This is a genomic window from Paenibacillus sp. FSL R5-0701, from assembly GCF_037973995.1.
GTDB lineage: Bacteria > Bacillota > Bacilli > Paenibacillales > Paenibacillaceae > Paenibacillus.
In genome coordinates, this window is record NZ_CP150230.1 from 3,651,274 (window position 1) to 3,667,346 (window position 16,073).

Genomic DNA, 16,073 nt, shown 5'->3' on the forward strand with positions numbered 1-16,073 from the left:
TCCCTTATGAGTGCTTAGGTGGGTTGTGGAGGTATGACCCTGCGATCGAAGCGTTAATGGTCAAGGCAAGAGTATCCATGACCTTTGTGGATTTTACAGAGGATTATTGGCAGAAGTCTGGGGAGATCGGAATCGTTCCTTCAACCTCCATCGTGGTGGGACTGCTGGAATTTGCGGAGTGGACGGGATACCAGGAAGCGGACAAGGCGCTTGCATACCAGAAGACAAGAAGAGAACAGGGGACGATCCGATATACGGATATCGGTGTTAACTGGTTGTTTATCCGGCAAACGGCTGAGGATTTGAATGCGTTTATGGCAGAAGTATTCACTTCGGCCTGCCAAAGGGCAGACCGGTGGGATAGAAGAAACACTGATGACGTATATGGCGTGTGGAGGTTATGCGGTCCAAGCTGCGGCAGCACTTCATATTCATATCAATACTTTGTATCAGCGTATTCATAAAATCGAAGAGATTCTGGGCATGTCCCTGAGTGATCAGGAGCATCTGCTCCACCGCAACAGGCCTGTTATCTCAAGCAGACATCTCGTTCATCGTGATGTTCAAATCAACTTACTCGAAATCACGCCTCAAACCTGTCACCCACATAATGAAAAGAGTGAATATGCGTTTTGGTGAGTTCAATCACGTTTTTGATAAATGCCTCGCGTGATTCATGATATCCGCTTAATATCCAATTGTTCAACAGTCCAAAAAAAACCGTAGGCGGTATAGTACTTGAAATAATCCATGTTCACTGGGGAGTTGTTGATCGTCTCAAAGACAAATTGCTCCTGATAGATTTTGAGTATGGTTTGTGGAAAGCCTGTATGTAGACCGGGTAACGTATCATCGTATTGAATCAGTTCGAAGAAGTCACGGTGCTCGTAGATATAATCCACGATTTGAAAAGATTCGGCATCCAGCTTGTTGGTTGAGACCTTTTGACCGTGCCAATAGGGTTTGCCTACTGCGCCCCTCAATCCTTCGAGTGTCATAGTCAACAACTCTTCGGCGAGAATATATTTATCCTGGTAGTGTAAATAAAACGTGCTGCGATTATAACCCGCCTGATCAACGATGTCTTTGACAGAAACACCATGGAATCCTTTTTTCTTAATGAGCTGAATCAGAGCAGCTTTTAGGTGCTCCTTGGTTCGATTACGATGTTGAGATGTCACAGTAAGTTCATTATTCATTCAAAAAAACTCCTATAAATATAGACATAGTTTTATAAAGTGTCTACGAGGTAGACACTTGGTCACATCTTAATGATTGGATTGGTACAATTTTAAGCATAGAATTAGTTTTGTAAACATCATATAGCACTATTTATATAGGCGCTATTCAAAATATTATACTGGGGGATTTATTCATGGGCAAACTTCAAGATAAAGTTGCAGTCATCACAGGAGGAGCATCCGGAATTGGTGCAGCGACAGCTCGCTTATTCGTTTCCGAAGGAGCTAAAGTGGTCTTGGTGGATCTAAATGAAGAAAAAGGCAAGGCGTTTGAGCAGGAACTGAAAGCGCTTAAAGCAGAGGCTCTCTTTATTAAAGCAAACATAACAAGTGAAGAAGAGGTTTCTGAGATTTTCAAACAAACCGTAGAAGCATTTGGTCAAGTGGATATCGTATTCAACAATGCGGGAATCGGGCGTGTTCATCCGACGCATGAACTTGATTATGCCGAATGGCGCAATACAGTCAATGTTGACCTGGACGGCGTATTCTTGGTTGCTCGTGAATCGATTCGCGAAATGCTCAAAATTGGTGGAGGTACAATCGTCAACACGGCTTCCATGTACGGATGGGTTGGTTCGCCTGGCTCTGCAGCCTACAATGCAGCTAAAGGCGGCGTTGTAAACCTGACTCGTTCGCTGGCGCTGGAGTATGCTGAGCAGAATATTCGGGTGAACTCCCTTTGCCCTGGCTTCATCGATACACCAATTATCCCGGAAGAGAGCAAACAAGCACTTTCTGCGGCAACACCAATGAAACGTCTGGGTCAAGCAGAAGAGATGGCAAAAGCCGTTCTGTTCCTAGCTAGCGACGATTCTTCATATATGACAGGAAATAGCCTGATCATAGACGGAGGATACACCGCTCAATAAGTGCAGCAATTATTGAAGCACACAAAGAACATAGTCCCATTAAAAGTCGCTATTCTAGCGGCTTTTTTTATTGTATTGGTATAAGAGCAGTTCCCAATCCAAGGACAACTGGCAAACAGCGAGTTTAGCTATTCATAATAGATGGCCTCATAAGGAAACTCTAACTTATTCAAGCGATATTCTTTGGGTGACATGGACATATATTGCCGAAAAACTTTGCCGAAATAACTGGGACTCTCAAACCCGCATTGTTGACCAATTTGGGAAATCGGAAGTTCCGTTGTGCGGAGTAGTCGGATTGCAACCTCAATGCGTCTGTCTTTGAGATAGGCTAGCGGTGATGTTTTCTCCGATTTCTGAAATAACCTGCACAAGTAGTGTTTATTGATATCGCAATGGCTGGCTAGAAGATCCAACGTCAATGGAGATGCATAATTCTCTCGGATGAACTTTTTACATTTCTCAATTGTTGTTATGGATAGGGCACCGATATCCTTCTCCGCATCCCGACTCGTCTGTACCAGGATAAGCAACCACCGATAGACTTGCATGGACAAGCGATACTTGTCCGTAACTTTCTCTTGATGAATCAAATGGATAATTTGCCATAACTCTTGAATCAAGGGAGAGTCCGCGTTTCGTCGAATGACATGCCCCTCATTATCATGCATCATATCCCAGATTCGGTTAGCTTCATCCCCGCGAATGTTGATCCATATAAATTCCCATGGTTCGTTGTTTTCTTGTTTATAGTAATAGCAATGTTCTCCGGAGATTTTAACAAGTAGGGCATGTCCCTTTGGTAAAGGAATCGTTTGATTTTCAATATCCAGATAACCCTGGCCATTAAGCGTGTATTGAAAAACGACGTGCCCCGGGTCCGGTCTACCATCACTTGGACAACGATATTCCTCGCTAGAAACGATCTGCCATCCAATAGAGTCCAGTGTCATGATTGATGTATCGTCATTACGAAAAGCATAAGAAACCGTATGAACCATCGTTTCATCTCCTTCCTAAAAAAGTCAATTATCTTATATAATACGTCACATTTTTTAGATTGTCTGTCTTTTTTTAGACCTGTAAGATAAATGTAAGCGGTAACATATAAGGGGGTGGCTATAAATTGTGTTCAAATGACAACAATCTGGGCAGGGTCGAACTGATGATTCTAAAAATGAATTTTTAGATAAGGGGGAGTTAATCGAATGATCCGAAGAACTGTTTCCATCCAGAAATCGATGTTGGTCTCTTTTTTAGCACTCCTTATGGTTATTTCACTGGCTGTTCCTCCGGCGCCGATACGTGCAGAGTCATCAAGCAGCCTGCCGGGTCGCCAAGGAGAGTATCTTAACCGGGGGTTGGTTGCGGTTCTTGTAGACAACGGCGTTTTTATAAGCTGGAGGTATTTAAACAACGATCCAGATGATATCGCTTTCAATATATATAAAAATGGAACTAAAGTGAACACATCACCCATAAGCGATGTGACAAACTACGTGGACACCACTGGTTTCGACAGCTCGCAATATCAGATCTCCACCGTTATTGCAGGCAAAGAGCAAATGCAACCAGAGGTTGTATCAGTCTGGCATAACGATTATCTGCCTATTCCGCTCGATAAACCGGCCGATGGTCGGACTAAGGATGGCGGAACGTACTCCTATTATGCTGGAGATGCTTCCGTAGCTGACTTGGACGGGGATGGCGAGTATGAAATTGTCTTCCTGTGGAGTCCAAGCAATTCCAAGGACAATTCGCAGGCCGGTTATACGGGGAATGTCTATATCGATGCCATCAAGCTGGATGGCACAAAGCTGTGGAGGATTGACCTGGGAGTCAACATCCGCGCCGGAGCGCATTATACGCAGTTAATGGTGTATGACCTCGATGGCAATGGAAAGGCTGAGGTTGTTGTCAAGACGGCGGACGGCACAAAGGACGGCCAAGGCACGGTCATTGGTGACGGCACGAAGGATTATCGCAACGACGGCGGATACATACTTTCAGGTCCAGAATATCTCACGCTGTTTAACGGTGAGACTGGCGCGGCTCTATCCACCGTGAATTATGATCCGCCAAGAGGCAACGTCAGTGATTGGGGTGACGGCTATGGCAACCGTGTAGACCGTTTCCTTGGCGGCATCGCTTATCTGGACGGTACGAAGCCAAGTGTCGTGATGAGCCGGGGTTATTATACCCGCACAGTGCTTGTTGCTTATGATTATGTTGGCGGGGAACTCGTCAAGCGCTGGACGTTCGACACGAATGAAGCAGGATCACAATATCAATCACAGGGCAACCACAATCTAAGTGTGCTGGATGTTGACAAGGACGGCAAGGACGAAATTATGTTTGGCGCCTTGGCCATTGACGATGACGGCAGCTTGATGTACAGCACCGGACTCGGGCACGGTGACGCCATGCACGCCGGCCAGCTCGATCCGAACCGGGAGGGCTATCAGGTCGTAAGTGTGCACGAGCATTCCGATGCGGCATACGGGCTGGAGATGCGCGATGCGGCAACAGGTGAAATCCTCTGGGGTGAGAAAACAGGTTTTGACACCGGCCGCGGGATGTCGGCGGACATTGATCCGAACTATCCGGGTTACGAATCATGGGCCACGACCGTTACCAATGGGCAAAGTGTACCTGTAACCAATACCTATTCAGCAGCCGGAGAGGCTATCTACACTGTGGACGAAGGGCCCAAAACCGCCAATTTCGCCATCTGGTGGGATGGAGATCTTCAGCGGGAGCTGTTGGACCATGAGTGGGATAATAGCACAGCCAAAGGAATTCCGCTCATCTACAAGTGGGATTACCAAAACAAAAAGCTGAATGAAATCTTCCGGGCAACCGGTACATTAACGAACAACCATACCAAAGGCAATCCGGCACTCCAGGCGGACATTCTGGGCGACTGGCGTGAGGAGCTTCTGCTGCGGAGCGAAGATAGTTCAGAGTATCGTCTCTACACAACGACCATTCCTTCAGACTACCGCATCCCTACGCTGATGCAGGACCCTGTGTATCGACTTGGCGTAGCCTGGCAAAATGTATCCTACAACCAGCCGCCTCATACCGGTTTTTACCTTGGAGCGGAAGCTACAGCATTCCCTAAAGCCGATCTGGCGCTGACTCGTGAAGCTGAAATGCTGGAGCCGGTCTACCGCTTTAATTTCGGTACAGAGACTGCGTCGGGAAGTACAAACATACAGGATACGCTCTACACACAAGATCCGGGATACGGCTTCAAGGATACAAGTGGTGTTACGGTAGGGGCAAACCAGGTTTCGGTCGCGGCAGGCACGACATTTGCCGTTGATCTGCCCAATGCGAACTATAAGGTGACGCTGCGATTGGGCAATGATGCAAATGACTCGAACGTTGGAGTCAAATCTGAATTCGTTCAGAAGCTCGCCGTAACCAATGTGACAGCAGGAGCACCGCTGGAGTATTCCTATGATGTTGCATTAGTGGATGGACAGCTCGATCTTCTCTTCACAGGGACAGCCATAGACATTCAAGATGTCATCATCGAGAAGTATCCAGAGAAAGCGGCTGGTGCGGCAACAACGATCTATATGGCTGGTGATTCAACCATGCAATCGTACAGTGAAGCGCAGGCTCCTCAAGAAGGATGGGGCCAGCAGTTCGGACGTTATTTCTCCAATGGGGCAGTCGTCGTGAACGATGCGATCGGCGGTCGAAGCAGCAAATCGTTTATGGTAGATGGTCGTCTGGATACCATCCTGCAGCGAATTAAGCCGGGAGACTTCTTCTTCATTTCCTTTGGTCATAACGACGCGAGTGCAGGAATACCGGACCGGTATGCATCCCCTGAGGATTATAAGATCTACTTAGCTCGTTATGTAAACGGTGCCAAACAGCGCGGCGCTACACCGGTATTGCTCACTCCGGTTGGACGCAGAGATTTCAACACGGTGACTCAAGAATTCAACGTCAGCTTCCCGGCATACGTTCAGGCTGCCAAAGAAGTGGCGGAGGAGCAGGACGTGCCGCTGATTGATCTCAGCAAGTTGAGTATTGCGTACTACGACAAAATTGGTAATACAGCTACGGAGAAAGTGTTCCTCTATGCTAATCCGGGTGAATATCCGAAATACCCGAATGGGATCAACGATAATACGCATTTCAGCAGCTATGGTGCACAGAAAATTGCCGGACTCGTTGCTGGTGCGGTCAAAGACATGGAGCTGAACATTTCGCCGCTGGTCATCGACCCGGATATTTCCGAACCCGAGCCAGAGCCGGAAATCCAACTATATGAGGAGGATTTTGAAGGCGACGCTGCCGGTTACCAGTATGCGATGGTCAATGCCACGGGTATTGGAGGAACCATGACGGGGACCGTTGTTGAACAGTCCGGAAATAAGGTCCTGTCCGTCGCGGGGTCAGGTTCAGGCAATAGGGCCAAAGTATTCCGTCTGTTTGATGCCGTAAACGGCGATCAGGTGAACGTGAACTTTGACTGGCAATCCGGTAATGTGAGTGCCTATCCATCAGAAGGTCATCTCACGATTCAGGATTCTAACGAAAATGCCCTGTTCACGCTGTATACCAAAACCGGAAGCACCAAAATTCATTATTTTGTCGGTGCATATAATCCGGACTATGGCACAGGGGATACAGCCATACCAGAAGGGGGAACGGCTACAGATATTACCAAGAACCAGTGGGTCAATGTGGATGCAACCGTTAATTTTGCCGAGAAAACACTGGATCTGACATTAACGAATCTGGCCGATCCGACAGTTACCCAAACGATTGCTGATATCTCGCTGAGTTCCAGCGCATATGCGGACAACGTCAGATCCATGCGATTCCTGGGAACGAGAAAAGGTGGTGGAGGCACGTTGAACTGGACTACCCAGATCGACAACGTGCGAATTGAAGGCACTCAGCTCACTTCGGAGGACGGCGATCAGACAGCCTTAATCGCCCTGTACGATGAGATCAAAGCACTGAATCTGTCGGATTATACAGATGCATCGAAGGCCGTGGTGAATCGGGCTTTGGCAGCTGCGGAAGCTATATTCAATACGGAAGCCACGCAGGCTCAAGTTGACCATGCGTTTAACATGTTAACTGTTGCGAAGGAGTCATTAACAAGTGAACCGAGCGAAGAGATAAGCGATTACAAATTTGACTTTGGTTCTGGCAGCGCAGCCGATGGATACATCAAGGTAGGTGCGAAAAGAGCTTACATTGAAGGCAACGGGTACGGTTTTGCCGATACAGCGCTGACCAAAGATGAGAACCGGGAAACCGGAGACTCTCTCAAAGAGGATTTCACACGAGTAAACGGTACCTCTTTCCTGGTGGAAATGGAGCCGGCGAATTACCGGGTAACAATGACCATCGGGGATGCAGGGGAATTGACCAGCGCAAATGTCGTTGCAGAGCAGATGACAAAGCTGCCGCTTACAAGCATTGCCAAAGGCGAATTCAAAGAAATCACGTATGACATTGCCCTGATCGATGGGGTCTTTAACTTCAACTTCACCGGAAATGCACCAAAGATCAATGCGTTGAAGCTGGAGCGTCTGCCAGATCACAGTGCAAGCGATAAACCTGTTATTTATTTGGCCAGCGATTCCACTGTAGCCAATTACGCGGAAAACTATCGTCCGCAAGCGGGCTGGGGAGAAACGTTGGGTGGATATTTTGTTCCGAATGAAGTCAGTATTGATAACCGGGCAGTTGGAGGTTTGAGCAGTAAAACCTTCCTTGTCGGTGGATATCTCAACGATATTTTACTCGACATTCAAGAAGGCGATTATCTGTTCATGCAGTGGTCTCATAATGATTCCACACCGTCCCGTCCAGAGCGTTATCTTACACCAGAGCAGTTTAAGGTATATCTGAAAGAATACATTAACGGTGCTCAGCAGAGAGGTGCGATTCCAGTTCTGGTCACGCCAGTGAACCGCCGTGACTTTACCCGAGAAGTGCTGAACAAAAGCTTCCCGGAATACGTACAGGCGATGAAAGAAACGGCGCAGGAAACGGAGACGCTCATCATTGATCTGAACCAAGCCAGTTGGGAGCATTTCCAGGAGCTTGGCACAGAAGGAACCAAATCGATATTCATGTGGGTAGGCTCAACCGAGGACAATACACATTTGCAAATGAACGGTGCAATCAAGGTATCTGAACTCGTGGCACGCCTTGTGAAGGAATTGAATATTCCGCTATCTGATTTGGTTACGTTGGAAGGGGAAACTCCGGAGCAGGAAGCGCCGCATACTACGGCAACTGTGGAAGGAGAATTGCAGAACGGCTGGTATACTTCTCCGGCACAAGTAACCTTCACAGCAAGCGATGAAGATTCCGAAATCGAAGGGACCTATTATCAAATCAATGGTGGTGAAACGGTGAGTGGCACACAGTTGACCCTAACTGAAGAAGGTACACATACCATCACCTACTGGAGTGTCGATGTTGACGGTAACAAAGAGAGTGAACAGTCTTTGTCCATATCCATTGATCTCGTACCTCCAACCATTGAAATTCATGGTCAAACCGAGTACACCATTGATCAGCATGTGGAAATTGGATATACAGCTTCCGATTCGGTATCCGGTGTGGAAGAACCGGAGGGTGTGCTTCTCGACACTCCTGCGTATACATTGGAACCCGGTCTGAACCAGGTTACGGCAACGGTCTCCGATTTGGCTGGTTGGGAACAGACGGTAGAATATCGTTTTGGCGTTATTGCTACATTCGACAGCCTGATTAATCTGACCAACGCCTTTGCTGATGAATCGATCGATCCTAGTGCTGGTGTTCTAGCTAATCAACTCACAAACACGTTACAGCAAGCCAAACAGGCAGCAAACGATCGTGAAGGAGCAAAAGCGCGTCAATTGCTTGCATCCTACGGTAATGACGTTCAAGCAGCTAGAGGAAACGTATTTACGGATGAGCAGGCAAGTGTGCTGATTAAGTGGGAGGAATGGCTCCATCAGACAACACCACTTGCAAACGGTGCCCCTGGCACTCCGGTGTTATCTGATAATAATGGTTACGACACTGGGCTCAAAGACGGAGACTATACAATCACGATGAATCTATGGTGGGGGAATAACGGCAATCAGTTCAACCTGTATGAGAATGGTGAATTGATTAAAGAAATTTCTCTGGTCGATCAATCCCCGTCCGCCCAGTCTGTTCAAGTGGATATTACTGGACAGAAAAATGGCACCTATACCTATACTGGAGAATTGATCAATGCACTGGGTTCAACCATGAGTGTTCCACTGACAGTCATCGTCACAGATGCTTCCCCAGGGCAAGCGGTTCTGTCGAATGACAACTGGGACGGTGACGGCAACTATAATGTCACCATGAATCTGTGGTGGGGAATAAACGCAACCGAATATGAACTTTACGAAAATGGTGTATTGATCGACACACAATCGCTTCAATCCAATACGCCTAGTGCACAGTCTGCAGTTACGGCAATCTCTGGAAGGGCACCTGGAATCTACGAGTATGAAGCGGTACTTCGCAATCCCTCAGGGGAAACCAGATCACACAAATTAAATGTGACGGTACGAGAGTAGACTGAAATGTCTGAGCATTCCATGAACAAGAAGTGATTTCAACTGAAGTAAGGTACGCATATAAAAGTGCTATTCCTCATCATTTTGAGGAGTAGCACTTTTTATATACGCACAGTATGAAAGCGTTTGACTTATTTGAATATCAATCTATAATGATGAAAGGAAATTGGACTTGGACAGGATACAGACAGCGTGTCCGCTTGAATGTATATTTCAGAGCAAGCTTCCATACACAGGAGGCTTGCTGTTTTATTTTCAGAAGGAGAAGAGGTTCCCATGACACTAAAAAAAAGAATCTTTTTACTGTTCTTTCTCAGTGCGTTTATCCCCTTTATCAGTATATTTGCGATTTCTTATTATACGATCGACTCCATTTTCGCAAATAAGATCGATGATGGCATCCGTAGCAATTTACAGCAGGTGACATCCTCATTGGAGAACTCCATCACCAATCTGAATCACGTTACGCAGCAATTATCTTACAGGGGTACTTTAGGCAAAAGATTAGATGAATTCTTGAATCCGTCCTCTGATATCTTCGAACTGATTGAGGCCAGGGACGAATTAAAGAACGAGTTAAGTGTTGTCACCTTCACCAATCCTAATATCGGATTGACCCTGTATTACTTTCAAAAAGAAGGTACTACGCAGTTCGGCAACTTTCCAATTAAGGATCGTTTCTCTCCTGAGTCTCTGCCTGTGCTCTTCCAAACTTATGGCATTAAGTACTATGGCCCCCATATGAGTATGAACCGATTTGATGATCAACTCGTTCTGTCTGCTTTGCGAAAAGTACAACTTTCCGCGAGAAACGACGTGTTCATTTACGTAGAATCAGGTTTTCGACTTACACAGGATATCTTGGGCTACAATCAATACAACGGCGCATTATCTCATCTCATCCTGGATGGTGAAGGCAACATTGTGTACAGCGAAATACCGGAAGCCATGAAGGTAGGGGAGAATTTCACCAGCTTAACGGCCGATCCTGCCAAGGACGGAATATCCCGCGGGTATCACTGGTTCAAAGAGGATTCCTCACAGAACTGGAGTGTCGTATCGGTCATTTCGCAGTCTCAATATCAACAGGAGAAAAACCAGTGGTTGCTTCAAATTTTGCTGGTCGCTTTATTTTTCCTCGGCTTTACCGTGTTTCTCGCTTGGCTGCTGTGGAAGATGGTCTACAAACCACTCGGTCTGTTCCATTCGGAGATCAATGGGATGTCCAAAAATCCACAAACAATAGGGAGCCGAGCTCGCACTCAGATTCCCGAATTTGATTTTCTGTTGGGTGAATTTTCGAATATGCAGCATCAGATTGGTGACCTCTTCAAGGAAGTTCAGCAGAAAGAGAAGATTCGTGCAGACCTGGAAGTGGAAAAACTGCTCTATCAGATCAATCCGCACTTTCTGATGAATACGCTGGATACGGTGCACTGGCTGGCGGTCATGAACGGACAAGGGGAGATCGACAAGCTGGTGCAGTCATTGAACAAGCTGCTCTATTACAATCTAGGCAAATTAGGGCAAGTATCCACCATGGAAGAGGAGATCGATGCGTTAAGACAGTATCTGATTTTGCAGCAAATTCGCTATGACTTTGAATTTGACGTCCGTATTACTGCAGATGAAAAAGTGCTTCAGATTCCTGTGCCCCGCTTTATTCTGCAACCGCTGGTTGAAAATTCGTTATATCATGGATTGAGTGACGAAGGTTTTATTCAGATTGAAGTGACATGCACTTCAACGTTGAACATTATGATACAAGATAATGGCGCAGGTATGACGGAGGAAACCATTCATAATCTGCTGAACAATCGTGAAGCTGAACAACAAAAAGTAGGGATGGGCATCGGACTCAATTACGTTCACCGCATGTTGAAAGCACAGTACGGGGACCAAGCGCAACTGGTGATTGAGAGTGAATTGGGAACAGGGACAAACATATTGCTCGTATTGCCTATTAAAGGAGAAGATATCTCGCATGATTAAGGTATTGATTGTAGATGATGATAAGTTGGTACGCAAAGGCATTAGCTCTGCGATGCCATGGAACGAGTTCAACATGGAGGTTGTAGGAGAGGCCAGCAACGGGGCGAAAGCGCTGGATTTCCTAAAAACCCAACCGGTCGATCTGATGCTAACGGATCTTGCAATGCCCGTCATGTCAGGGATTGAACTGATGCGAGCTGCGAGGCAGCTCTATCCCGAACTTCATATCGTTGTGTTAACACTACATCAGGATTTCGATTATATCCAGGAAGCGCTACGACTCGGAGCCATCGATTATATAGCCAAAGTGCAGCTGGAGAAAGAGCAATTCGAACATGTTCTGCAACGGATACACACCCGAATTAACGGGTTGACAAGCACGATAAGGAAGATGCCTTCGCAGAATGAAGTCAATTTCCATTATCGAAATGTGTATGCACTTGTTTCACAGGATCGTAAATCAGAACATAAGTGGCCAATGGAGCTAACTGCGCATGAAGACGAGATAAGGTGGGAGGTTGAGCGTAATAGCTGCATGTGGGCTGCACCCCCGTCCCTAGAAGATCAACTAATTCAGCAATTGAAGGAATGCGTGCATCAAGTTCCCCATAGTACGTTGTTGGTTTTGTCTGATATACAAGAGCGAACATGGTCGCAAATCAAAAACTGGATTAGGAATTATACAGAGACGACTTTATTCTATGCGTACAATCCCAATAACCAAGTCATTGCCGTTTCGATGAATGAGGAAGATACAGTTTCAAAAGAACCGCAGGATGAGGACCTTGATCGGATTAAGCAAAGTTGGTTCCAGACACCATGGACCCACCATGACAGTTACTACAATCAACTTATTGACCAGTTTATATCCTTACGATTACATAAAGGTCAGTTGATGGGATTGCTGTACTCGATCGTAATGGAGTGGAACCGTATTTTTGCCCAAACTACGCTTGGAAGAATCTCGATGATCCATTCTTTCGAGTCTTGGTACGAGGTTGAAGAATGGATCAAACAGATTGCTGCAAGCATTCGAAAGGCAGATGAACAGACTTCGTATTCACAGGAAATCATCGATGCCGTGAAAAAAGCGGTGATGATCATGCAGCATGATTTGGAGCAGGCCTATACAGCTTCAGGTCTCTCCCAACAACTCAACATCAGCCGAAGTTATTTCAGTCAATGTTTCAAAGATCTGATGGGGAAAACCTTTAATGAGTACTCCCGATTCATCCGGGTAGAGAAATCCAAAGAGTACTTGCTCAATACAAATAATACGATTTTCTGGATTGCGGAGCGAGTGGGTTATACGGATGAAAAATATTTCAGCCGGATTTTCCGCGAACTGATAGGTCTTCTGCCAAGCGAATATCGGCAGCTAGGTAGAGGAAATAAATAGCCGACAGTTTCCTGTTTTAGGAGCTGCCGGCTTTTGTTTTTGATCGAGAATAGGGGTAGATAGACGAATGTTAGTCAGTAGGTAGGGTAAATGATCACAAGTTAACCATACTTATTAATACAGACTGAAAACTGTAACCATTTCTCTATCCAAACGGACGTGTTATCCCTATCTCGATTAGCCTCCACTTCATTTTATAATGAAAGCGCAAACAAATATATTGAACATCAGAATAAAGGGGAATCGAACTAGATGAGAACAAAATGGTCTATGAAAAGCAACCGGTTGACGAAGCGTCTCGCTGTGCTGTCCATGTCTGCCTTGATGGTTGCAGCCCTAGCGGCATGTGGAGACTCTTCCAATCCTCCTACTGCAGAGGAAGCAGGCAAATATGAGGTGACGCCGGGAGATCCGTTCAGTGCCTATAAAGACGAAATCACCGTAACCATGGGACGAGTAACCACAGCCAACCCAAAACTGCCGGCTGGAGATACCTATGAGAATAATGCGTATACCCGGCTGGTCAAAGACACGTTTAACGCCAAGATTACAGATCAATTTGAAGCCAATGGCGAAGATTATAGCCGTCAAGTTTCACTCGCCATCGCATCCGGGGAATTGCCTGACATGATGCGCGTCGATTCCAAAGACGAACTGAAAGAATTGGTGGATAATGACCTGATTGAGGATCTGACGTCCATTTACGATCAATATGCCACAGATAACATCAAGCAGATGTACGATTCCTATGATGGACGGGCATTAGACAATGCAACAATCGATGGACGTTTGATGGGCCTTCCGGCGACTTCCCTGGATTCCGCACCAACGATGGTTTGGGTCCGTCAAGATTGGTTGGATCTGCTGGGGATTCAACTTGATGCAGACGGAGATGGCGCCATTTCACTGAATGAAGTGGAGCAAACAGCGCTGGAATTCCTGAAAAGAGATCCTGGCCAATCCGGAAACCCGGTAGGCATTCCATTTGTGAACACGATGAATACAACAGATTATAATGGCTCTGCTTATACGATGCTGGGTGTGGCCTCAACCGAGGGAGCCTTCCCGCAATATTGGATGAATGGTGAAGACGGCAAAATCGTGTATGGTTCCACAACAGAAGAAACGAAGAAAATGCTGGGTACCATGGCGGATTGGTTCAAGAATGGTATTATCGACCCGCAATTCGGAACCCGCACGTTTGATGATATTACCGCACTCTACGCCAATGGCCAAAGCGGTATTGCCTTTGGACCGTGGCATATCCCTGACTGGGGACTGATCAGTGCAAAACAGATGGATAAAAATGCGAAATTCTCGGCTTATACGCTGGAAGATGCAGACGGCAAGGTCAACGTGGCGCATGCCAATCCATCCAATCAGTTTATCGTGGTGAGAAAGGGTTATGAACACCCTGAACTGGCCGTTAAGATTGTAAACCTGTTCTACGATAAACTGGCCAATGATAAAGATGCCGCAACAACCATGCCGGAAGCTGCCAAATATCAGGAGACCGGGGTAGACGGATCTACGAGACCTTTTAATATCGAAGTCAACTCGGCTACATCGCTGCTGGATGATTACTCTGATGTTGTTCGAGGAATCAAAGGAGAGATTTCCCTGGATGAGGTTCGCACTACCGAATCGAAGAACAATATCGGAAGCATCAAAACCTATTTGAGCGACATGGATACGGATGATGTGACTGCTTGGTCAAAATATCATTCGCGGATCAACGGAGTGGGACTAATCGACAAACTGACACAAGAAAGCAAATTTGTATGGATGACACCTGCTTTCTCTGGCACTACACCAAGCATGAAACAGACGTGGGCCAATCTGACGAAGTTGGAACAGGAATCGTTTATCAAAATCATAACGGGTTCAGAACCGCTCGATTACTTCGATACATTCGTGAGCAACTGGAAAAAACAGGGTGGTGATCAAGTCATTCAGGAAATTGAAGACGAGATCGCATCGAAACAATAATATCCATGAACAGTGGAAGGGCTGCGATACGCAGCCTTTCTTCAACGAAAGGGGTTCATCCATGAAACAGGGGAATTTGAAAGCGCGAGGGCGGCTCGGCCCAGGTGCCATGTACCATATGATGATGATTCCGGGCATTTTGTTTTTGCTTGTATTCAGCTATGTTCCAATGGTCGGTATCATTACAGCGTTTCAGGACTATATACCGGCCAAGGGCATGTTCGGCTCTGAATTTGTAGGCTTGAAGCATTTTATGTATATGTTCAAGCTGCCGGATATCGCGCAGGTCGTCAGCAATACGTTGGTGATTGCGATTGGCAAGATTCTGCTTGGAACGATGATGGCCATCATTTTTTCCGTTTTATTAAATGAAATTCGTATCAAATACGTTAAAAAATCCGTGCAGACGATTGTTTATCTGCCACACTTTCTATCCTGGGTTGTACTGGCATCCGTTGTTGTCAACATGTTCAGTCTGGATGGCATTGTGAATCAAATGTTGGCGTTTTTTGGCCTCGAAAATATTAATTTCCTTGGCAGCAACACCTGGTTCCAGCCACTGATTATCGGTACAGACGTATGGAAAGAGTTTGGTTACAGTTCCATCGTTTATCTGGCTGCGATCACATCGATTGATCCCGGTCTGTATGAAGCGGCAGGAATGGATGGAGCCAGTTGGTGGAGAAAAGTGTGGCATATTACATTGCCAGGCATGCTACCTATTATTCTGCTCATGGGCGTAATGAGTCTGACCAACATTTTGAGCGCCGGTTTCGACCAAGTCTATAATCTGTATAACCCGGTTGTCTACGAGTCAGGCGACATTCTGGATACCTATGTTTATCGGATCGGTCTCGTTGGACGACAGTATAGCTTCGGTACAGCTGTTGGTTTGTTCAAGTCCGTAATCGGCATTGTGTTGCTCTTGTCTGCCAACCAGTTGGCCAAAAAATATACGGATCGAAAAATATTCTAAGGAGGCCAAACC

8 protein-coding genes and 1 pseudogene are annotated in these 16,073 nt (G+C 46.3%); 7 read left to right on the forward strand and 2 right to left on the reverse strand.

Features of this window, described 5'->3' with window-relative positions; all coding sequences use genetic code 11:
- The first annotated feature begins 56 nt into the window (after positions 1–56).
- The gene (locus MKZ13_RS16115; RefSeq protein WP_339176734.1) at positions 57–464 is read left to right on the forward strand and encodes a hypothetical protein; all 408 of its coding nucleotides are present in this window, start codon (positions 57–59) and stop codon (positions 462–464) included.
- A 119-nt stretch (positions 465–583) separates the two neighbouring features.
- On the opposite strand, the pseudogene MKZ13_RS16120 reads toward MKZ13_RS16115, so the two are convergent.
- Positions 584–1,199 (reverse strand): annotated as a pseudogene (locus MKZ13_RS16120) (TetR/AcrR family transcriptional regulator).
- Positions 1,200–1,375: 176 nt separating this feature from the next.
- Here MKZ13_RS16120 and MKZ13_RS16125 point away from each other — a divergent pair.
- Positions 1,376–2,113, forward strand: coding sequence for an SDR family NAD(P)-dependent oxidoreductase (locus MKZ13_RS16125; protein WP_076210575.1), 738 nt, complete (start codon positions 1,376–1,378; stop codon positions 2,111–2,113).
- 128 nt (positions 2,114–2,241) lie between these two features.
- Here MKZ13_RS16125 and MKZ13_RS16130 read toward each other — a convergent pair whose 3' ends face one another.
- Positions 2,242–3,114, reverse strand: coding sequence for an AraC family transcriptional regulator (locus tag MKZ13_RS16130; RefSeq protein ID WP_339176735.1), 873 nt, complete (start codon positions 3,112–3,114; stop codon positions 2,242–2,244).
- A gap of 207 nt (positions 3,115–3,321) precedes the next feature.
- Between MKZ13_RS16130 and MKZ13_RS16135 the strand changes: the two genes are divergently transcribed.
- The 5 genes from MKZ13_RS16135 (at position 3,322) to MKZ13_RS16155 (ending at position 16,061) form a co-directional block, all read left to right on the forward strand.
- Positions 3,322–9,705: a GDSL-type esterase/lipase family protein gene (locus tag MKZ13_RS16135; RefSeq protein WP_339176736.1), complete on the forward strand. Its 6,384-nt coding sequence runs from the start codon at positions 3,322–3,324 to the stop codon at positions 9,703–9,705.
- A gap of 276 nt (positions 9,706–9,981) precedes the next feature.
- Complete coding sequence (locus MKZ13_RS16140; RefSeq protein WP_339176737.1) at positions 9,982–11,697, forward strand: histidine kinase; 1,716 nt, start codon at positions 9,982–9,984, stop codon at positions 11,695–11,697.
- Entirely contained in the window at positions 11,690–13,096 is a 1,407-nt protein-coding gene (locus MKZ13_RS16145; RefSeq protein ID WP_339176739.1) for a response regulator, read from the forward strand. The genes MKZ13_RS16140 and MKZ13_RS16145 overlap by 8 nt, the downstream gene beginning before the upstream one ends.
- A 252-nt stretch (positions 13,097–13,348) precedes the next feature.
- Positions 13,349–15,085: a sugar ABC transporter substrate-binding protein gene (locus MKZ13_RS16150; RefSeq protein WP_339176741.1), complete on the forward strand. Its 1,737-nt coding sequence runs from the start codon at positions 13,349–13,351 to the stop codon at positions 15,083–15,085.
- Between the two features lie 61 nt (positions 15,086–15,146).
- Positions 15,147–16,061 (forward strand): ABC transporter permease subunit, encoded by a 915-nt coding sequence (locus tag MKZ13_RS16155; protein ID WP_076253174.1) that lies wholly within the window; start codon positions 15,147–15,149, stop codon positions 16,059–16,061.
- The last annotated feature ends 12 nt before the right edge of the window (positions 16,062–16,073 follow it).

What these genes read in the sequence shown, in the direction of transcription:
- MKZ13_RS16115 (WP_339176734.1), top strand. Translation starts at nt 57, where the DNA reads ATGGTCAAGGCAAGAGTATCCATGACCTTTGTGGATTTTACAGAGGAT.
- MKZ13_RS16125 (WP_076210575.1), top strand. Translation starts at nt 1,376, where the DNA reads ATGGGCAAACTTCAAGATAAAGTTGCAGTCATCACAGGAGGAGCATCC.
- MKZ13_RS16130 (WP_339176735.1), bottom strand. Translation starts at nt 3,114, where the DNA reads ATGGTTCATACGGTTTCTTATGCTTTTCGTAATGACGATACATCAATC.
- MKZ13_RS16135 (WP_339176736.1), top strand. Translation starts at nt 3,322, where the DNA reads ATGATCCGAAGAACTGTTTCCATCCAGAAATCGATGTTGGTCTCTTTT.
- MKZ13_RS16140 (WP_339176737.1), top strand. Translation starts at nt 9,982, where the DNA reads ATGACACTAAAAAAAAGAATCTTTTTACTGTTCTTTCTCAGTGCGTTT.
- MKZ13_RS16145 (WP_339176739.1), top strand. Translation starts at nt 11,690, where the DNA reads ATGATTAAGGTATTGATTGTAGATGATGATAAGTTGGTACGCAAAGGC.
- MKZ13_RS16150 (WP_339176741.1), top strand. Translation starts at nt 13,349, where the DNA reads ATGAGAACAAAATGGTCTATGAAAAGCAACCGGTTGACGAAGCGTCTC.
- MKZ13_RS16155 (WP_076253174.1), top strand. Translation starts at nt 15,147, where the DNA reads ATGAAACAGGGGAATTTGAAAGCGCGAGGGCGGCTCGGCCCAGGTGCC.